Genomic DNA, 20,911 nt, shown 5'->3' on the forward strand with positions numbered 1-20,911 from the left:
AGAGCAGGTCAGGCCGGCAGCGGCACGCGCTCGGCACGCGCCTCGGCGATGGTCGCGTCGAGGATGTCGTCGAGGGTGCGCTGCGGCCGCCAGCCGGTGAGGGTGCGGATGCGTGCGGTGTCGGGCAGCCGGCGCTCCATGTCCTCGAAACCCTCGCCGTACGCCTGGTGGTAGGGGACCAGCCGGATGTCCGAGTTGCTGGCGCTGCGTGCGACGACGCGGGCGGCCAGCCCGGCGATGGTGGTCTCATCGTTCGTACCGATGTTGAAGACCTTGCCGACCGCGTCCGGGTGGGCAAGCAGCCGCAGCAGCGCGTCGACGACATCGGCGACGTGCGCGAAACAGCGCCGCTGCGTGCCGTCGCCGTGCACGGTGAGCGGTTCCCCCTCGACGGCCTGGCGCACCAACCGGGGCACGACCATCCCGTACGCGGGGCTCTGCCGCGGTCCGACCGTGTTGAACAGCCGTACCACGATGGTGGGCAGGCCCAGTTCGCGGTGGTAGGCGAAGGCGAGGATCTCATCGACGGCCTTGGCGGTGGAGTACGACCAGCGCGCCACGCTCGTGCTGCCGAGGATCCGGTCGGAGCCCTCGGCGAGTGGTCCCGAGGAGTTCTTGCCGTAGATCTCCGAGGTGGAGGCGACGAGCACTTTGCGGCGGTAGCGGTGGGCCGCCTCGATGACGGTCTCGGTACCGCGGAGGTTGGTGGTGAAGGACTGGAGAGGTCGCTCCACGATCAGCCGGACGCCGACGGCGGCGGCCAGATGGATCACCGTGTCGCACCGGCGGACCCATTCGTCCACGAGCAGCTGGTCGAGTACGGAGCCGTGGACGAATCGGAAGCGTGGATTCCGTCGGGCCTCTTCCAGGTTCCTCTCGCTTCCGGTGGCGAGGTTGTCGAGCACGACGACCGCATGGCCCTGCGAGAGCAGGGCGTCGGTGAGATGTGAGCCGATGAAGCCGGCACCGCCAGTGATCAAGTACGTCGAGGGATTCATATGCCGCCTGTTCGGTTGCGGTATCCGAGTGATGCGGAACGGCATCCGTTATATGCCGCTGACAAAATAGCCCGTCTTGTCACAATCTGTAACGAACAACACGGCTCACATCGCACGTAGATCGGAGAAACGTCAGATGGGACCAGCAGGGACCTCAGTACGACGGAACGTTCTGGTAGTTGGACTGGGATACGTGGGGCTGCCGCTGGCGGTGCGTGCTGCGGAGGCGGGCTTCCGCGTCACCGGCCTGGACACCGACGAGCACCGCGTCAAGCGGCTGGAGGCCGCCGACTCGTATATCGAGGACATCCCGGACGAACGACTACTGCCACTGCTCGATTCCGGGCGGCTGAGGGTCAGCACCGACTACGCCGACGCGGGCACCTTCGACGTCTGCGTGATCACCGTGCCCACTCCCCTGCGCGACGGCGCCCCGGACCTGCGGTGCGTCGAAAGCGCGGGGCGGTCGGTCGCCCCGCTCATGCGTCCGGGTGCGGTCGTGGTGCTGGAGTCGACGACGTACCCCGGCACCACCGAGGAGATCCTGCTGCCGATCCTGGAGGTGGGCAGCGGGCTGCGGGCCGGCGACGGATTCCGGCTCGGTTACAGCCCGGAACGCATCGACCCGGGCAACGCCCGTTGGCAGCTGGAGAACACTCCCAAGGTCGTCTCCGGCATCGACGACGCCTCCCTCGAAGCCGTCACGGAGTTCTACGACCGGATCGTGACCCGGACCGTGCCGGTCTCCTCCCCGCGCACCGCCGAGCTGACCAAGCTGCTGGAGAACACCTTCCGGCAGGTGAACATCGCGCTCGTCAACGAACTCGCGATGTGCGCCCGGCCCCTCGGCGTCGACATCTGGGAAGCGGTGGACGCGGCCGCCACCAAGCCGTTCGGCTTCATGCCCTTCACGCCCGGACCCGGGGTGGGCGGTCACTGCCTGCCGGTGGACCCCTCGTACCTCTCCTGGCAGGTACGGCAGAAGCTCCAGCACGATGTGCGCTTCGTTTCGCTCGCCCACGAGATCAACGAACGCATGCCCGAGTACGTGGTGGGGCGCATCGAAGGCGGTCTCGCCAGGCTTGGCCGACCGCTGGCCGAGGCACGGGTGCTGGTGCTCGGGCTCGCGTACAAGAAGAACACCGGGGATGTACGGGAGTCCCCCGCCGCCACCGTCGCCGAGCTGCTGATGGCGCGCGGCGCGCGCGTCCGGGCCGTGGAGCCGTACGCCGATGCCCAGTTGCTGCCGCCCGGGGTGCTGTGCGTCGAGCTGACCGAGGCGGAGATCGCGACTACAGACGCAGTCGCTGTCCTGACCGACCACGACTGCCTCGACTACGGTCTGGTGGAACGCCATGCGTCGTACGTCTTCGACGCCCGCAACCGCTGCCGGGGAGACCGGATCGACCGCCTGTAGCCGCACGGTGCCACGGTCAGGGCTGCCCACGACACAGATCACCGCGCGCACCGGGCTTCCAGAGCGGGCATGACCACCCGTCCCCGCCAAGGTCCCGTTGTCTCTCACCTGGCGGGCTCGGGCAGCCTTGGGGCCTTCTACTTTGTGCCGACACGGAACGTCCCCGCCCACCGCCTGGAAGGGGTGTTCATGGCCTCCCCCGGTTCCCTCAAGCGCATCGTCACCGCCAGCCTCGTCGGCACCACTCTGTCCTTCGCGCGAAGGTCCACCAAACCGTTTCCGAGGCGGACCAGCCGGGGCCGCGCCGCCTGCCCGGCTACGCCGCCTCGGCGAACGCGGCTCAGTCAAGGGTGGCGAGATGGTCGGCGTCGCCCCCGCGCCACTCGATGAGGAAGATGGTCGCGTCGTCGCTGGTGATGCCGCCTCGTTCCTGTTTCAGCGCATGGGAGAGCGCGCGCACCACCGGCCGTACTCCGGTGTGGTCACGGACGACGCGGTTGGTCCACTCGATGAGTTGCTCCTCGCCGAACTGTTCCCCGCCGGCTTGGTGCTCCTCGATCAGGCCGTCGGTGAAACACAGCAACCGGTCTCCGGGTTGCAGCATCCGCTCGCTGACTTCCGGCTGCTCACCGCCGAAGCCGACCGGCAATGTGGTCGGGCTCTCCAGCCGGTCCACGACGGCGCGGTCACGGATCAGCAGCGGTGCCGGGTGACCTGCATTGACCCATTGCAGCCGACCCGTCGTGATGTTCAGACACATCATCTGCGCGGTGACGAAGTGTTCGTGGCCGAACTGCTCATTGATGGCCTGGTCCATGAACGCATACACCTGGGACAGACCGGTGTCGGCCCGTCGCGTGTGGCGATAGGCGCCGATGGCCACCGTCGCCATGGTCGCCGCGTCCAGGCCGTGGCCCATTGCATCGATCATGGCCACATGAAGGATGTCGTCGTTGAGGGCGTAGTCGAAACTGTCCCCAGCCGCTTTGTACGCGGGCTCCAGGATTCCGGCCACCTCAACCTGCGGGACGGTCATCGACAGCGGGGGCAGCAGCGACCATTGGATCTCGGCGGCCACGCTCATCGGGGCGCGGCGGCGGGCCTGAAAGAACAGGTCGGTGTACGCATCCTTGGTGACGATCATGTCTGCGACCAGACCGGCGAGTCTGCGCAACAGCCGCCGGTCGTCGTCATCGACGCTGTCCAGCGTGAGGGCCATCACCCCGACCTGGTCACTGCCGTCCAGTAGCGGCAGATACATCCGCACACTGCCGTCCTGCGGCACCTCTACCGTTCTGCGGCTCAGGAACGACGCGCCCGCAGGAGAGCCCTCGACCGGTTCGGGGTCCCCGACCGTCAGCCGCCGGCCTGGCAGCGGCACCAGCAGCATCTGTTCGTAGTCCTGCAAGAGGATCGAGAGGTCCCGGCCGCCGACCCTGGCCACCTCTTCCGCAACGAGCGGGGCGATCAACTGCGGCGGCATCTCGTGCGCCCGGTCCAGCAACACGCCCAGCAGCCGCTCGCCGAACCCCTCCGACCGGTCCACTCCGAACTCGCCCGACTTCCGCCCGCCTTCGGTCATCGCTGCTTGCATCCCTTCGTCCCGCTGCCTCGGGAAACCCACTGGGTGGATGTCTTCCCGAGGTGCGCGCCCGGCGGCCTCGTGCTCGGCCGAGGTGGCCAGGCACCGGTCGTGGCGGTTCCCGTCAGGATGGGGATCGACTCTCCCATCCCCTCGGCACTGGTGGCTTCAACGCCCCGGCCACGTATCCCGGCTCACCGTGCCACGGACCCGACGCACACCCCAGCACCATCGGATCCATCCGGCGGTCACCGAGGTCTCCACTCGAGCCGCTCACACGGCCCGTACACTCGGGGCTTCTCGCACGACAGTGATCAACCCGCACAGCCTGACACCGCCAACCGGCCCAAAGAGCCGATTACGCCAGAGGCGGCATGTCGCACCTGGTCAGAGCAGCTGGCGTGCACGGTCTCCTGCGCCAGCGGGTGCTGCAGCGCAAGAGCCAAGTATCCGGTGCAGGGCGGGAGGCCGCCGACTCTCCCCCACCGCCGTCTCCGAGGTCGGCAACGGCGGGACATGACCGGGACCGATGCTGACCACTTGCTGACCCGGACCCCAACAGCACGACTCTGACCTGTACGTGCTGAGGGAGTCGGCTGCGGTGTTGCTCCCCGCTTTCCGGGGCCGAAGCAGCGCGGCCGCAGGCTCCCCCGTGCCGGCGCTGCCGTGGTCGACGAAACCCGGCCTGGGTCGGCGTCATCCTCAGAGCCCAGCGGACGGGCGTGCCCATCCGGTTGAATGAATGGCGTGACACATGCTCTGGGTTTCGCCGAGAAAGACCTGCGCCGGATGGCAGGGGCGCGCTCCTTCGAGCGGGGGGTCGGCTACCTGTCCGCGGTGTCCCGGCTGGAGATCGGGGACGAGACGATCACCGCGACCGTGGACGGCACCGACGCCTACGAGGTCGAGCTGGCCGAGCGCGAGGACGGTGGGCTCACCGGCTGGTGCGACTGCCCGTACGGGCGGGAGGGCAACTTCTGCAAGCACTGCGTGGCAGTGGGCCTGACCGTACTGCGGCAGGCCGAATCCGTACCGCGGCAGCGGGCGGCCGCCGCCTCGCGCACCCGACTGCTGGATACCTGGCTGGAGTCCCGCACCCGCGAGGAACTGCTCGTCCTGGTACGGGAACAGCTCTCCGAAGACCGCGACCTGCGCCGCCGCCTTGAGCTCCGCGCGGCCACCGCCGGAGAGGACACCGGCATCGCCCGGGAGCGCATCCTGAGCCTCCTCGACACCCGCCCCTTCGCCCGCTACGGATACGTCGAGTACGCAGACGCCCACGCCTACGGGCAGCAGGCGGCAGAGGCGGTCACCGCCCTGCGGGCCATGACCTCAAGCGGCCGGTCGGCAGACGCCGTGAAGGTGGCCCGCGAAGCTCTCCAGGCTTTGGGCCGCACCTACGGGGAGATCGACGACTCGGACGGCCTGATCGGGGAAGTCGCCACCGGGCTGGCCGAGGCCCACCTGGAGGCCTGCCTGTCCGCCCGCCCCGACCCGGTGGAGACCGCCGAGTGGCTGGTGCACCACCTGCTGGATGAAGAGAACGACGCCACAGACATCGACCTCTTCGACTACCGGGAGGCCCTGGGTGAGCCGGGCATGATCCGGGCGCGCGAACTGGTGGTGGCCGCCTGGCGGGCCAACCCCAAGGGGTGGCCGGAGAAGTTCCTCATGGAGCGCCTCCTGAAAGCGGATGGCAGCAGCGTGGACGCGCTGGTCGCCGTCCACGCGGCAGACCTCGCCCCGAACGGCCACACCCACCTGGTGATCGCCAAGGAGCTGGAAGCGGCGGGCCGTGCGGCCGAGGCCCTGAAGTGGGCCGAACGCGGTCTGCGGGAGGCCGAGTCCGACTGGGGGCCGGACGACGAGCTGGTCACCTTCGTCTGCGAACGGTACGCGCGGGCCGACCGCCTCGCGGGCGTGGTCGCGATCCGCCGGGACCTGCTGCAGGCCCGCCCCTCGTTGGCCGCCTACCAGCATCTGCGTACAGCGGCCCGGGCGGCCAACGCCTGGGAGGGCTCCGAGCGCGCGGGCGCCCTGGAGGTACTGAAGGCGGCCGCCCAGCCCAAAGACGGCCGCTGGTACGGCGCCTCCGTGCTGGTCGACGCGCTCATGGACGACGCCGACCTCGAAGCCGCCTGGCAAGCGGCCGCCGACGGGTACGCGGACCAGCGGCAGTGGCTGGCCCTTGCCGACCGGATCCGCGACAAGAAACCGGCCGACGCGCTGACCGTCTACCTGTGCTGGATCGAGCCGCTGCGCAAGCAGACCGGTGACAGCACGTACGAACGCATGGCGGAGCTGCTGCTCAACGCCCGCTCCTGCCACCGCACACTCGGCACCGAGGCCGAGTTCGCCACCTACCTGGCCTCCCTGCGCGCCGACCAGAAACGCAAGCGGAAGCTGATGGCGACTCTCGACCTGCACGGACTCTGAGCGGTACCGCGCCGTCTCGCCCGCCGTGCTCCGATGTTTGACTTGGGCCTCTGCCAAGTCCTCGTACGTCTTGCCGAAGGCAGGCTGGGTCCGGCCTTCGCGCCGGCTCGTGGTGAACGGACGTACGGCGTCCGCCGTATCTGCGGCCTTGCCCGCTCTGGCGTCGCGTTCCGCCTTGCATCACCCGTGACAGAACGGGTGCGGATGGCGCCAGGGCGACATGAGGTCTCCGAACGCAGGTGTGATCGGGCGTGCGAGCAGGGTGTCAACGAGTCGGACGGTGGTCTCGCCGCTCCGGCCACGGCCACCCGGTTGGCCAGGACCAAGAACTCCTAACGAAATGATCTTCAAGGTGGTTGGATCACTCCGGGACTGATGATCTGGGGGTGTGGGGTGGCTCGGCCGAAGCCGTGGGAAGTCGATGACGGGCTGTGGGCGGTGATCGAGCCGCTGCTACCGAAGGTGGAGCGGCGGCCCCGGCACCCCGGGCGCAAGCGGCATCCGGACCGGCCGGTGTTCCAGGGCATCCTGTTCGTCCTACACACCGGGATCACCTGGGAACATCTGCCGCAGGAGCTCGGCTCCGGCTCGGGTATGACCTGCTGGCGCCGCTTGGCCAAGTGGATCGAGGCTGGAGTCCGGCCCCGGCTGCACGGGGTCCTGCTGGCCAAGCTTCGCAGCGCGAGCGCCCTGGACTTCTCCCGGGCGGCCGTCGACGACTCCCACATACGGGCGTTGAAGGGGGCTCCAAGACGGGACGAAGCCCTGTTGACCGGGGCAGGACGGGCAGCAAGCATCACCTGATCACCGACGCCACTGGTATCCCGCTCGCACCTTGACCGGCGGCAACCGCAACGACGTCACCCAGCTGATCCCGCTGCTTCAGGCGGTACCGCCGGTGCGGGGCAAGCGAGGCCGGCCCCGGCACCGCCCGGACATCGTGCTGGGCGACCGCGGCTACGACCACGACAAGTACCGCCGCCTCGTCCGGGATCGCGGTGTAAAGCCGCTTATCGCCCGCCACGGCACCGAGATGGCTCCGGACTCGGCGCCCAACGCCGGGTCGTGGAGCGAGCATTCGCCCACCCGCACTGTTTCCGCCGCCGGCGGATCCGCTGGGAGACACGCGACGACATCCACGAAGCCTTCCTCGCCCTCGGATGCCCACTGATCTGCCGGCGACGCCTGAACTCCTGGTAGGAGTCCAAGACAGGCACGGCTTACGTTGACGGCCCGGTGGCCGGCCTCAGGTTGGCTTGCGCCACACGGAGATGTGCTTCGCGGAGTCCTGGGTGAACGGAGACCCGTCCCAGTCCGCGACGCGACGTTCCAGCTCGAGCCCAGCGATCCGTGCCATCAGGTCGAGCTCTGCCGGCCAGGCGTAGCGGTGCCGGGAGTTTTCGCGGCGGTAGCGGCCGTCGTCGCCGTCGCGGGTGAAGTGGTGCGAGAGGAGAATTTGCTCGACGAGGTCGAAGGTGTCGAAGCCGAGATGCTGCTCAGAGATGTCGAACGGCACCGCGACCTGGCCGGGCGGCAGGAACCGCAGCGGCGGCACGCCCAGCTCGATGACGAATCGGCCGCCGGGCTCCAGATGGCGTGCGGCGTTGCGGAAGCACTCGACCTGCTCGTCCTGCGTGAGCAGGTTCGTGATGGTGTTGTAGACGAGATAGACCAGGGTGAACTCGCCGGGAACGACGGTGGTGGCCATGTCCCCGATGACTACCGGGAGCGTGTCCTCGTCGATCTTGCGCCGCAGCACCGCTGCCATGTGCTCGGACAGTTCGATGCCCACTACCGGCACGCCGCGTTCCCGGAGCGGGACGCCCACTCGTCCGGTCCCGATGGCGAACTCCAGTGCCCGGCCGTCTCCGGCGAGCTCGGCGAGGAAGGCGAGAGTCGGTCCGAGAACGGCAGCCGAGGACGACTCGGCCTCCTCGGCGTCGTAGCGGTCGGCGGTCGCGCGGGTCCACAGCTCACTGCTCGTCACGGGGGGCCACCTTGCCGGGTACCGAGGGGCACTGTCGACGCATTTACCTTCCACCGGCTCCGATCACACGGTTCGGGGCGGCCCGGTGTCACTGCCGGCACCAGCGCGCCCGCGGCGGCAGCGACCAAAGTCGGCCGCACTCAATCAGGGCTGATGCTGACCACTTGCTGACCTCACCTCGGCCTGCACGGCCCTGACCTGTGGAAACGTTCGGATACCCATCTCCTGCTGTGGCGATCCCCCTCGCCACCCTCGCGGTACACACACCCCCACGCGCCATAACATTGATCAGCAGCTACTGCAATCAAATTCGTCAGATCGAGTGAAAGCATTCTGGCGATGCGTGGATTGTTTTTCCTAACTCCCTACATCGACTCACAAGTTCGACGGCGACTCCGTGAGAGTGAAGGCCTCCTAGCCAGGTTCCCGATGGCGTTGGCGAGGTGCCACGATTCCGATCGTCTGCTTAACAAGCTCAGGCGGTAGGGGAGTTGACCGGTGGGTCGATGCTGCCGCGTCTCTCCTGAAGGGCCTCGGTCATGGATTCTCCTACGGAACCTCCTCGTTCGAGTGAAGATCGGATGAAGTGCCATTCTCATTGCCGGATCGGCATTTGGATCAATGTCGCCAGGTTCGTTCTTGTGGGCCTCGGGTTGTTCACCGACAACCCCGCCGTGCGCGCAGCGCACAGGATCGCCGTCTGGGTGGCTGGCGACGTCCGGGACTCCGAGTGATGTGAGGTTGCACATGTCTGAAGCCGTCATCAAAGGTCCGTTTCCGTTGCCCGCGCCCAAGGAGGACCAAGAGGACTGGATCGAGGCCGTGTTGGCCACAGACGGGGTCAACCTTCCCCGCGGTGCGCTGGAAAACGTGGCGCCCTTCATCGCCGCCCCTGGGGAAATGATCGGCCCCCCGGACTCCGACGGCGTCCGCAGGCTCAAGGGCGGCACGGTACGCCGTATCCGCACGGATGCCGGTGAGATGCTGGTGGCGGTCGTCCGCATGCACGGTGTCGGAGGAGTGCTGTGGAGCCACAATGAGCGCATCAGCTCGATCTGGCGTTCCGTCGCAGACCCGACGGTGGCGCACGGAACCGAGAAGACGCTGGCTTCGGTCCGTCCCTGGAGTTGCATCGATGACGATGGGCGCGAACACTCCCTCGCGGCCCTGGAGACTTCCGTACCGAACCGGCAGGCCTTGATCATGGATGCCGAGGATGCTGCGGATGCTCTGTTGAAGTACGACCGGCTGCGGAAGTACGACCTCGGCGAGGATCTGGTCCTCAACGGGCAGCAAGAGCCCGGAATGTACGTTCCACAGTACATTCGGTTGCAGGACAATCCGGAGGTGGACGGGGATGGAAACCCCCTCTATCCGGACGCGTATTGGGGATGGATGGCGGTCCGCGGAAATAATCGAACACAGAAGCGTCAATCGATCTTCCGTCTGAGTTCCGGGGAGGTGCTCGCGGGCGTCCCGGCCGAGAAGCTGGGGCGGACCGAAGGCGGCGTCGTCTGCGATCCGCAGGTGTGGCTCGCCGAATTCTCCCATCTCCTCAACCGGGAATTCGCCGAATCAGATGAGGACTTGGACCCGAAGACCGGCGCGCGGGCGCACCGCGCCGCGGCCATCGCCATCGTGGAAGCGCATCTCGTCATCGGCACCCCGACCCCGCAGCGCCTCTACCGCATCGTCCAGATGAGCAACCGCCGCGACCACGTGAACCCCCCGCTGGAGTTCGATGCCGTCGGCCGTTCCCGCGCCCTCGGGCGTGGTGTGCTGGGGATGTACGTCGCACGACAGCTCATGGACGAGAAGACCGCGGAGGTGCTGTCCGGGCTGGCACCCATCCGTGAACTCCCCGACATCTCATCGGACATGTCGGTCTCGGAGTTGCGTGATCGGCGTTCCATGGCACTGCTACGAGCTCTGTTCCCCGTCGACCCGCTCAAGCGTCACCTCCTCCAGCGGGCACTCAGTGAGAATCCGCCGTCCCAGCTGAAGGCGAGCGAGATCCACCAGCGTGCCCGGGCCTGGTCGGCCCTCACGTCCGAGAGCTACCCGAAGCCGTGGAATCCGAGGATCGGCGAGATCTTCACCACCAAGATCAGGGACGGCGTGGTCCTCTCCGGACGTCGGCTGCCTGATCTGCTGGCGGCCGCGAACACCGACAACGAGGCCTTCGAGGAGTTGGTCTCGTACCGTGCGGCGCACTGGCTGGCTTCCTTCGCCCTGGTGGAACCCGACCGCGGTTCGCTGGACGGCCAGGAGGCGATCGACGACGCGGGCGGGCGCGTGGCCCGGGAGCGGCGGACGGTGACGAACGTCCTACAAGCGCTGCGCCACGAGAAGAAGCGGATGATGGCGGTCGGCGTCCTCAGGGAGCTGGCCGCGGCGATGGACGACGGGGACCGCAGTCCGTGGCGGGTCAGCAGCAATGGGACGCAGCTTCCGGGCCGTGCGATGACGCCCGTCTGGTTCGACATGGAGTTCCCGAAAGAGATGGGCACGCGGCCTCGCAGGGCGCCCGTGCCCCCGCCTGCCGCGCCGCCCACCACCTCCGCCCCACGGGCCACGACCCCTGCCAGGGAGCAGGTCGGGGCCCGGGCGGAGACCGAGCCGCCCGCACTCACCGGAGCCACTGGCCCAGCCGCCGTCCTTCCCGCCCAGGGGGCGCCGGCTGCGCACCCGGCGCAGCCTGCGATCCCGGCGAGCCCTCCCCCTGGTCCGCCTGCTCCGGACGCCCTGATGGTGAGGATCGAGGAACTGATCCACGGTGTCAGTGAAGGATCGACCGAGATCCGCCAGCTGCTCCACGAGCTGAAGAACCGGGCGGACGGTGCCGCGGCGTCCCCGCCCCTCACCCGTGGCCGGGCCGACGCGGCTGTACGCCGCATCAACCAGACGGTGGCCCGCCTGCGCGAACTGCCCGAGCTCGTCGAGACGATGGCGGAATCGGAGTGACGGTGCACTCTTCGGCGCTCGGCCGCTGCGGGCGCGGGGGGCCTGCCCTGCGGGTGCGGGAAACGCTGCGCCCCAGGTGGGAACACCTGTGTTCGCGAGATGAGGATTTAGCGAACCGCGCACTGAGGATTTTTACGACTCCAAAAGAGGGCGCCGATATTTACGGCGCGGGCCACCGTGCCGTGCTAATGTCGATCTCAGTTGCAGTTGTGGTTCCCAAAATTTCAGGCACCCAGTCGGACTTCGCGTCCACTGTGAGCGCTTGTGTATTTCCGGTCTTCTGATCCGGCGGGGCAATCATCGCGGCGACACGAGGTCCGCACGTTGCGGATCCCGTTGTACTGCCCCAAAGGAGATTTGACATGGCTACTGGTACCGTGAAGTGGTTCAACGCGGAAAAGGGTTTCGGCTTCATCGAGCAGGAGGGTGGCGGCGCTGACGTGTTCGCCCACTACTCGAACATCGCCGCCCAGGGCTTCCGCGAGCTGCAGGAAGGCCAGAAGGTCAGCTTCGACATCGCGCAGGGCCAGAAGGGCCCGACGGCCGAGAACATCGTTCCCGCCTGACGCTGACGCGTACTTCGCAGCTGGGGCCCGCATCCCTCGGGGTGCGGGCCCCAGCTGCGCGTTTTCCCCGCAGTGAGTCCACCTGCGGGACGATCCGAGGATTCCGCGGCCCTCCGTTCGAGGATCATCACCCGGGGGCAGCCGCACCGCGTCCCCGTTTCCAGCGCCTGAGCCCGCACCGTCTTTTGCCGGCCAGATTTCGCTTTCACGTTCCATCCGGCCCATTCTCGCAATTCTCCGTGCACTCGCTGCTGCGGGAATTCCTTGATATGCGCCGCATTCGAGGAAGGTTCCGCATGAACCGCACCCGTACGAAAAATCGCTCCTCCGCCTCCCGCACGGGCGGGAGCCGGTTCGTCCCGGCGGCCGTCGGCCGTTCGAGTGGTCCGTCCCGTTCCGGCGGCCCCGGCCGCCGGCCCGCCGCCGTGCAGGGGGAGTTCGCCCTCCCCCGGACGATCACCCCCGCGCTGCCCGCCGTGGAGGCGTTCGCCGAGCTCGACATGCCCGCCCCGCTGCTCGCCGCGCTCGGCACGGAGGGCGTGAGCGTCCCGTTCCCGATCCAGGCCGCGACCCTGCCGAACACCCTCGCGGGCCGCGACGCGCTCGGCCGCGGGCGCACCGGTTCCGGCAAGACCCTCGCCTTCGGCCTCGCGCTGCTCGCCCGTACCGCAGGACGGCGGGCGGAGCCCCGCCAGCCGCTGGCCCTGGTACTCGTCCCCACCCGCGAGCTCGCCCAGCAGGTCACCGACGCCCTCACCCCCTACGCCCGCTCCGTGAAGCTGCGGTTGGCCACGGTCGTCGGCGGCGTGTCGATCGGCAAGCAGTCCGGTGCGCTCCGCGGTGGCGCCGAGGTGGTCATCGCGACCCCCGGACGCCTCGCGGACCTCATCGAGCGCGGCGACTGCCGGCTCGACCAGGTTGACATCACCGTGCTCGACGAGGCCGACCAGATGGCCGACATGGGCTTCATGCCGCAGGTCACCGCCCTGCTCGACCAGGTGCGCCCGGGCGGCCAGCGGATGCTGTTCTCCGCGACCCTCGACCGCAACGTGGACCGGCTCGTGCGCCGCTACCTGAGCGACCCCGTCGTCCACTCCGTGGACCCCTCGGCCGGCGCGGTCACCACGATGGAACACCACGTGCTGCACGTGCAGGGCGCCGACAAGCACGCCACGACCACGGAGATCGCCGCCCGCGAGGGCCGCGTGATCATGTTCCTGGACACCAAGCACGCCGTCGACCGGCTGACCCAGAACCTCCTCGACAGCGGCGTACGGGCCGCGGCCCTGCACGGCGGCAAGTCGCAGCCCCAGCGCACCCGCACCCTGGCCCAGTTCAAGACCGGGCACGTGACGGTGCTGGTGGCCACCAACGTCGCCGCCCGCGGCATCCACGTCGACAACCTGGACCTCGTGGTCAACGTGGACCCGCCCACCGACCACAAGGACTACCTCCACCGCGGCGGACGCACCGCCCGCGCGGGCGAGTCCGGCAGCGTCGTCACCCTCGTCACCCCCAACCAGCGACGCGACATGACCCGCCTCATGGCCACCGCCGGCATCACCCCGCAGACCACTCAGGTCCGCTCCGGTGAGGCCGAGTTGCAGCGCATCACCGGCGCCCGGACCCCGTCCGGCATCCCCGTCGTCATCACGGCGCCGGTGAGCGAGCGCCCCAAGCGCAGCGCCTCCTCGCGCGGCCGGCGCGGCCGCCCGTCGCAAGCCTCGCGCAGCGGCGGCCGACGCCAGGGCACGTTCGACGCTGCGGCCTAGCTCCGGCGCGCCCAGGTCGGTCAGCCCCGGGTCAGCCCCCCCTTCCGCACTTCCCCCTCTTCCCGTGAGTGAGGCATCATGCGCTGTGTCATCGCCCGGTTCCCGTTCGACCTCACCAAGGCCGGCGTGCAGGAATCGATGAAGGGCGTCAAGCCCGAAACCGTCGTGGGTGAATCGGTCGTCATCGGCCGACGCACCTACCCCGTCATGCAGGTGGGACAGGTCATCACCCGCCAGGACCGCCGCGACTTCAGCGCCGGCGAGGTCATCCGGGCCATGGCCCAGCTCGGCTTCGTCGTCCGCGGGTTGCCCGAGGCGCCCGCGGCGGCCCTGAGCCCGCTCCAGCAGGCGTCCGCGATGCTCGGCACCCCCGTCTCCGTCTGAGCGGCAGAACGGCACCGAAGGCCCCGACCGGCACACACCGGTCGGGGCCTTCGTCGTACGGCGGCCGCGCGGGCTGCTGCACGGCGGCCATCGCCTCTCCCGCTGCCGACAGCCCGCAGAGGTTAGAGAATGGACTATGAGCAACCTCCTGGGACCTTTCCGGCGGTGGCTGCTCGGTTCGACCACGAGCTCTTCCCCTCCCCCTCGGCGTCCCCGCTCAGGACGCCACCAGGAGCACCAGGAGCACGCCCGGCCCCCCGAGGGCAGGGCACGGCGGCCGCAGCGTCTGTCCTCCCTGCTGAGCGTGCGCAGCGTGGCCGGCGAGGTGTTCCTCCTGCAGCTGGCCGTCGTGGTGCTCCTCGTCGCCGCAGCGGTGGCGGCCCTCGTGGTGCAGGCCCGGAGCGCGGCCATGCTGGACGCCCGGCACCGTACGCTCGCCGCCGCCGGGACGTTCGCGGAGTCCCCGGGAATCGTCGCGGCCCTGCGCAGCCCCCACCCGAGCGCGGTGCTGCAGCCGAGCGCCGAGGCGGCCCGGAAGATCGCCGAGGTCGACGGCATCAACGTGTACACGCTCGACGGGGTCACCGTCGCCCACAGCGACCCGAAACAGATCGGGAAACGCGTCGTCGGCCCCTTCGCCGGGGCGGCGGCCGGCAAGTCCTCCACCGAGACGTTCGAAGGGTCCCTGGGGCGGTCCGTGGTCTCCGTGGTGCCCGTCAAGGACTCCCACGGCTCCGTCATCGCCGTCGTCTCCTCCCCGGTCACCGTCCAGAACGTCCAGACCATGGTGAACCGGCAGCTGCCGGTGGTCCTGGGCAGCGCGGCCACGGTGCTCGCCCTGTCCGCGGGCGGGACGGCTCTGGTGAGCCGCCGGCTGCTGCGCCGGACCCATGGCCTGGGACCGGCCGAGATGACGAGGATGTACGAGCACCACGACGCGGTGCTGCACGCGGTGCGAGAGGGCGTACTGATCGTCGGCGGCGGCGGACGGCTGCTGCTGGCCAATGACGAGGCGCGGCGGCTGCTGGATCTCCCGGTGGACGCGGAAGGGCGACCCGTCGAGGACCTGGGCCTGGAGGAGGGGATCGCCGATACGATCGCATCGGGCCGTTCCGCGACCGACGAGCTGCACATGGCAGCCGATCGGCTGCTGGCGGTGAACATCCGGCCCACGGCCCCCTACGGTCAGGCCGGGACCGTCGTCACGCTGCGGGACACCACCGAGCTGCGGGCGCTCTCCGGCAGGGCGGAGGTGGCCCGGGAGCGGCTGAAGCTGCTCTACGACGCGGGGGTGCAGGTCGGAACGACGCTGAACGTGGAGCGCACCGCGCAGGAGCTGGCGGAAGTGGCGGTCCCGCGGTTCGCCGACGTGGTCACGGTCGACCTGCTGGACCCGGTGCTGCGCGGCGAGGAGCCGCCCGAGGCGAACACGGAGATGCGCCGCACCGCCGTCGTCGGCCTGCGGGGCGACCACCCGCTCACCCCGGTCGGCGAGCTGATCTGGTTCGCCCCCGCCGGTCCCATGGCCGCCGCGCTGGCCGGCGGCCACGCGGTCCTGGAGGCCGACCTGCGCGCCACCCACCGCTGGCGGGCCCAGCACCAGGCCAACGCCCTGCAGATCCTGGACCGCGGCATCCACTCCCTGATCGTCGTGCCCCTGCGGGCCCGGGGCGTGGTGCTGGGGATGGCCGGGTACTGGCGGGGTCAGGACTCCCCGCCGTTCGACGAGGAGGACGTGTCCTTCGCCGAGGAGCTGACCGCCCGGGCGGCGGTGTCCGTCGACAATGCCCGCCGCTACACCCGCGAGCACACCATGGCCGTCACGCTGCAGCGCAGCCTGCTGCCCCGGGGCGTGCCGGAGCAGTCCGCCGTCGAGGTCGCGCACCGCTATCTGGCCGCCCAGGCCGGGGTGGGCGGTGACTGGTTCGACGTCATCCCGCTGCCGGGCACCCGGGTGGCCCTGGTGGTCGGCGACGTCGTCGGGCACGGTCTCCACGCCGCCGCCACCATGGGCCGCCTGCGCACCGCCGTGTACAACTTCTCGACCCTCGACCTGCCCCCGGACGAGCTCCTGAGCCACCTGGACGAGCTGGTCGCCCACATCGACGCCGACGAGCAGGAGTGGCAGGGGATCACCGGAGCCACCTGCCTGTGCGCCATCTACGATCCCGTCTCGGGGCAGGTGACCGCGGCCACCGCCGGGCATCCGGGCCCCGGGCTGGTCCACCCCGACGGAACCGTGTCCTTCCCCGACGTGCCGGTCTCCCCGCCGCTGGGCCTGGGCGCTGGTCTGCCGATGGAGACCATGACGCTCACGGTGCCCGAGGGCTCGCGGCTGGCGCTGTTCACCGACGGGCTGATCGAGAGCCGCGACCGCGATCCGGACGCCGGCCTGGCAGCGCTGCGCGCCGCCCTGGCCGGGCCCGCCCGCACCCCGGAGGAAACCTGCACCGCGGTGATCGACGCGATGCTGCCCACCAGGCCGAGCGACGACGTCGCGCTGCTGGTGGCCCGCACCCGCCTGCTGGACCCGGCGCGGATCGCCGAGTGGGACCTGTCCCCCGAACCTGCGGCGGTGTCCCCGGTGCGCAACGCGTGCGCCCGCCGGCTGGCGGACTGGGGCCTGGAGGACATCGCGTTCACCACGGAACTCATCCTCAGCGAGCTGATGACGAACGCGATCCGCTACGGCACCGAGCCCATCCGGGTGAGGCTGCTGTACGACCGCTGCCTGGTCTGCGAGGTCTCCGACGGGTCCAGCACGTCCCCGCACCTGCGCCGGGCCGCGGACACCGACGAGGGCGGCCGCGGCCTGTTCCTCGTCGCGCAGTTCGCCGAGCGCTGGGGCACCCGCTACACCGCCCGCGGCAAGATCATCTGGAGCGAGCAGGCCCTCCACGACGGGGCTGCACCGACCGGGATGGCTCTCGGGAAGGCGCTCCTGGAGGGGTGGGACGACGAGGGGCTCTGAGGACGCGCCGGTACGGCAGCCGCGGACAAGACGGCGGACACCACCGTCTGGGACTGCGCTGCCGAGGCCGCCGCCCGTACGCTGGCCTCGATCAGTACGCGACCGCCCGTTATGGAGCCTCTGTGCCCGCACCCCGTCTCCGTACAGCCTCCGTCGCCGCCTGCCTGGCCCTCACGGCGACGGCCCTCGGTGGCTGCGGAGACAAGCCCGCCGCCGTGCCCAGAACACCCGCGGTGGCCACCTCCGCGGCAGACGCCGGCGGCATGGCGGCACTGACCGCAGCAGCGAAGAAGGAGGGCGCACTCAACACGATCGCGCTCCCGAGGGACTGGGCCAACTACGGCGCGCTGATCGACGGCTTCGAGAGGAAGTACGGGATCAAGGTCACGGCGGAGAACCCGGAGGGGACCAGCCAGGACGAGGTCAACGCCCTGAAGGAGCGCAGGGGCGAAGGCCGCGCCCCCGACGTGATCGACGTGGGGGGCCCGTTCGCGCAGTCCGCGGCTCGGCAGGGCCTGCTCGCTCCGTACAAGGTCGCCGCGTACGACCAGATCCCCGAGGAACAGAAGGACCCGCAGGCGCGCTGGTACAACAACTACGGCGGCTACGTCTCGATCGGCTGTGATGCCAAGCGCGTCAAGACCTGCCCCTCGACCTTCGCCGATCTGCGCAAGCCCGAGTACAAGGGCCAGGTCGCGCTCAACGGCGACCCCACCAAGTCCGGCTCCGCCTTCGCCGGCGTGTACGCGGCGGCCCTGGCGAACGGGGGGTCCTTCGACGACATCCAGCCCGGTATCGACTTCTTCGCCGAGCTCAGCAAGAAGGGCAACTTCATCCCGGTCGAATCGTCGCCGGCCACGATCGCGGCGGGCCGGACCCCGATCAGCATCGACTGGGACTTCCTCAACCTCGGGTACGCCGACGCATTCCGCGAGAAGGGCGCGGACGTCGACTGGCGGACCGCCATCCCCTTCGACGGCAGCTTCGCCGAGTACTACGCCAACGGGGTGAACAAAGACGCCCCGCACCCCGCGGCGGCACGTCTGTGGCAGGAGTACGTCTTCAGCCCGGAAGGCCAGAACATCCGCCTCGGCGCCTATGCCCGCCCCGTCCTGATGGACGCGATGAAGAAGGACGGCACCCTCGACAAGGCCGCCGCGGAGAAACTGCCGACGGTCGAAGGCACCCCGTCGTTTCCGACGGAGGCGCAGACGGAGAAGGCGCGGGACACCGTCAACCGCGGCTGGGCCAAGGCCGTCTCCGGCTGAGGTCCCGACCCACGCTGCACAAGCGGTGACGCAGAGCGATAATTGCACGGGTAGGGCAGGAGTCGTTCCGCAGATCCGGAAGTGGGGCGCAGCGATGCACGACCCGGTGTTCCGCGATGCCTCCGGCGCGCTTTCGGATGCGGACGAAGACACCTACGCGCTCCTCGACGCGCGCGGCGTGGTCATCGGCTGGGGCCCGGGGGCGGAGCGGCTGCTCGGGTACACCGCCCGGGAGGTGCACGGGTGGCGCGGGTCGGATCTGCTGGTCAGGCGGACGGAGCTCGGGCACGCCGTCCTGCGGCACCGGAGCGGGCGCGGGGTCGAGGTGGCGCTGCACGCGCGTCCCATGGAGTCCACGACCGGTGACCGGCAGTGGCTGATCCAGGCGACCGACACCGACGCCACGCGCCGGCACGAGCTGAGCGAGGCCCTGATCAGGGGGCTGTTCACCGAGTCCCCTTTCCTCATCGACGTCTTCGACACGCAGCTGCGCTTCATCGCGCAGAACGACGCCCTGCGGCGCGGCGGGGGGTTCGCGAACGAGGAGTTCGTCGGGCGGACCATGTCCGAGGTGGCGCCGCCCGATCTGCTGGACATGGAGGCCCTCGAGGCGCGGCAGCGCCGTGTCCTGGAGACCGGTGAGGCTCTGGTCCAGACCGAGGTACGGGGCCTGCTGCGGGGTGATCCCGACCGGCAGCACGTCTGGTCCGAGACCATCCTGCCGCTGCGCAGCAGCTCAGGCGAGCTGATCGCGCTCGCGCACGCCGTGGCCGACGTGACCGAACGGGCCCGGGCCCGCGAGCGGTTGGCCCTGATCAACGACGCGAGCACGCGCATCGGCACCACGCTGGACGTCCTGCACACCGCGCAGGAGCTCGTCGACGTGGCCGTCCCGGAGTTCGCCGACCACGCCTACGTCAACCTCCCCGCCCAGGTCTTCGGCGGCGTGGAGCCGCTCGTCGGCCCGGTGGGCGAGGCCGAGACGCTGCTGCGCGCGGCGACTTCCTCCGCACCCGGGACCATGGTGAAGGCGGCGGTCGCAACGGGCGATCCCGACCCTTTCACCACCGGGCCGGGCTCCCTGTTCACCCGGGCCATGGCCAGCGGCGAACCACTGCTGCTGACGGGCGAGGAACTGATCGCGGAGCTCACGCCCGTCGACCCCCGGCAGGCCGAGCGGGTCCGTGCGTACGGAGTCCACTCCTGGCTGCTCGTACCGATGTCCGCCCGCGGGGCGGTGCTCGGCGCCGCGGTCTTCGTACGCCACGCCCGCGCCCACGGGTTCGAGCCGGACGACGTGCTGCTGGCCGAGGAGATCGCGGCCCGCGCGGCGGTGTGCATCGACAACGCCAGCCGCTACACGCGGGAGCGGACGGCCTCCCTGGCCCTGCGGCGCAGCCTGCTGCCCCAGCGGCTGCCCGTCCTCGGCGCCCTGGAGGCGGTGACCCGCTACCTGCCGGCGCACGGCCACGCGGAGCTGGGCGGGGCTTGGTACGACGTGATCCCCCTGTCGGGCGCCCGGGTGGCGCTGGTGGTGGGCGATGCGCAGGGGCACGGCCTGAACGCCGCGGTGACCATGGGCCGGCTGCGTACCGCCGTACGGACCCTCGCGGACCTCGACCTCTCCCCCGACGAGCTGCTCTCGTACATGGACGACCAGATCCACCGGTTCGTGGACGAGCACGGCCAGGACGAGTTCAGCGGCCCGCGCCCCGGCGGGGCGGCCGGGACGACCTGTGTGTACGCGGTCTTCGATCCGATCTCGCGGCAGTGCGCCGTGGCCTGCGCGGGACATCCGCCGCCGGTGCTCGCCCCGGTGGGCGGGGAGCCCGCCCTCGTCGCACTGCCCGCCGGGCCTCCCCTGGGCTTCGGCGGATCGCCGTTCGAGAGCGCCGAGCTGACGCTGGACGACGGGGACGTACTGGTGCTGTACACGCACGGCCTGGTCGCGGCGCCCGACCGGAGCGTCGACCTCGGCCTCGAACGGATCCCGGAGGCGCTGGCGGGCATCCCGCTCGCCGCGCCGTCCGGACCCGGGCGCCGTGGGAACGGGCTGGGCCAGGCCTGTGACGCGGTGATCGGCCGGCTGCTGCCGGTGCTCCCGCAGGACGACGTGGCGGTGCTGATGGTGCGCCTCCACGAGCTGGACGCGGGCCACCACGTCACATGGGACCTGCCCGCCGAGCCCGAGGTCGTCGCCCGGGCCCGTACGCTCGCGACGCGCCAGCTGACCGTATGGGGGCTGGAGGAACTGGAGTTCACCACCGAGCTGGTGGTCAGCGAGCTGGTCACCAACGCGATCCGCTACGGGAGTCCGCCGATCCAGCTGCGCATGATCCGCGACCGCGAGCTGATCTGCGAGGTCTCGGACGGCAGCAGCACCTCCCCGCACGTACGGCGCGCGCAGGAGACCGACGAGGGAGGGCGCGGGCTGTTCATGGTGGCGCAGCTCGCCCAGCTCTGGGGCACCCGCTACCACGCCCGCGGCAAGACCATCTGGGCCGAACAGCCCTTCCCCGAAGGGTTCCTGGAGGAGGCGGATGCCTCCTCCAGGAATGGTTGAGCG

12 protein-coding genes and 1 pseudogene are annotated in these 20,911 nt (G+C 70.0%); 10 read left to right on the top strand and 3 right to left on the bottom strand.

Annotation, left to right across the window (positions count from 1 at the left end):
• Positions 1-8: 8 nt before the first annotated feature.
• Positions 9-980 carry an NAD-dependent epimerase/dehydratase family protein gene (locus AB5J51_RS08420; protein WP_369777332.1) on the bottom strand — a complete coding sequence of 324 codons (972 nt, stop codon included), beginning with the start codon at positions 978-980 and terminating at the stop codon, positions 9-11.
• Between the two features lie 154 nt (positions 981-1,134).
• Here AB5J51_RS08420 and AB5J51_RS08425 point away from each other — a divergent pair, with 154 nt between their 5' ends.
• Complete coding sequence (locus AB5J51_RS08425) at positions 1,135-2,415, top strand: nucleotide sugar dehydrogenase (RefSeq protein WP_369777333.1); 1,281 nt, start codon at positions 1,135-1,137, stop codon at positions 2,413-2,415.
• A gap of 340 nt (positions 2,416-2,755) precedes the next feature.
• Here the strand turns inward: AB5J51_RS08425 and AB5J51_RS08430 are convergent, their stop codons facing one another.
• Positions 2,756-3,997 (bottom strand): PP2C family protein-serine/threonine phosphatase, encoded by a 1,242-nt coding sequence (locus AB5J51_RS08430; RefSeq protein ID WP_369777334.1) that lies wholly within the window; start codon positions 3,995-3,997, stop codon positions 2,756-2,758.
• 747 nt (positions 3,998-4,744) lie between these two features.
• Between AB5J51_RS08430 and AB5J51_RS08435 the strand changes: the two genes are divergently transcribed.
• Positions 4,745-6,433 carry an SWIM zinc finger domain-containing protein gene (locus AB5J51_RS08435; RefSeq protein WP_369777335.1) on the top strand — a complete coding sequence of 563 codons (1,689 nt, stop codon included), beginning with the start codon at positions 4,745-4,747 and terminating at the stop codon, positions 6,431-6,433.
• Between the two features lie 375 nt (positions 6,434-6,808).
• Positions 6,809-7,633: pseudogene (locus tag AB5J51_RS08440) on the top strand (IS5 family transposase).
• 46 nt (positions 7,634-7,679) lie between these two features.
• On the opposite strand, the gene AB5J51_RS08445 reads toward AB5J51_RS08440, so the two are convergent.
• Entirely contained in the window at positions 7,680-8,420 is a 741-nt protein-coding gene (locus tag AB5J51_RS08445; protein ID WP_369777336.1) for a class I SAM-dependent methyltransferase, read from the bottom strand.
• A gap of 621 nt (positions 8,421-9,041) precedes the next feature.
• On the opposite strand from AB5J51_RS08445, the gene AB5J51_RS08450 reads away from it, so the two are divergent.
• From AB5J51_RS08450 to AB5J51_RS08480, 7 genes are all read left to right on the top strand, one after another.
• Positions 9,042-11,384, top strand: coding sequence for a hypothetical protein (locus AB5J51_RS08450; protein ID WP_369777337.1), 2,343 nt, complete (start codon positions 9,042-9,044; stop codon positions 11,382-11,384).
• A gap of 362 nt (positions 11,385-11,746) precedes the next feature.
• The gene (locus AB5J51_RS08455; RefSeq protein WP_030303079.1) at positions 11,747-11,950 is read left to right on the top strand and encodes a cold-shock protein; all 204 of its coding nucleotides are present in this window, start codon (positions 11,747-11,749) and stop codon (positions 11,948-11,950) included.
• Between the two features lie 296 nt (positions 11,951-12,246).
• A complete protein-coding gene (locus AB5J51_RS08460; RefSeq protein WP_136225135.1) occupies positions 12,247-13,722 on the top strand; it encodes a DEAD/DEAH box helicase in 1,476 nt (491 codons plus the stop codon).
• A 78-nt stretch (positions 13,723-13,800) separates the two neighbouring features.
• A complete protein-coding gene (locus tag AB5J51_RS08465) occupies positions 13,801-14,106 on the top strand; it encodes an SCO5918 family protein (RefSeq protein ID WP_053788744.1) in 306 nt (101 codons plus the stop codon).
• A gap of 304 nt (positions 14,107-14,410) precedes the next feature.
• Positions 14,411-17,077, top strand: a complete 2,667-nt coding sequence (locus AB5J51_RS08470; RefSeq protein ID WP_369777338.1) for a SpoIIE family protein phosphatase — start codon at positions 14,411-14,413, stop codon at positions 17,075-17,077.
• Between the two features lie 122 nt (positions 17,078-17,199).
• Positions 17,200-18,345, top strand: coding sequence for an ABC transporter substrate-binding protein (locus AB5J51_RS08475; protein WP_240805394.1), 1,146 nt, complete (start codon positions 17,200-17,202; stop codon positions 18,343-18,345).
• 94 nt (positions 18,346-18,439) lie between these two features.
• Positions 18,440-20,908, top strand: a complete 2,469-nt coding sequence (locus tag AB5J51_RS08480) for a SpoIIE family protein phosphatase (protein ID WP_369777339.1) — start codon at positions 18,440-18,442, stop codon at positions 20,906-20,908.
• Positions 20,909-20,911 lie beyond the last annotated feature (3 nt).

The sequence above is a fragment of the Streptomyces sp. R33 genome (genome assembly GCF_041200175.1).
GTDB classification, from domain to species: Bacteria; Actinomycetota; Actinomycetes; order Streptomycetales; family Streptomycetaceae; genus Streptomyces; species Streptomyces katrae_B.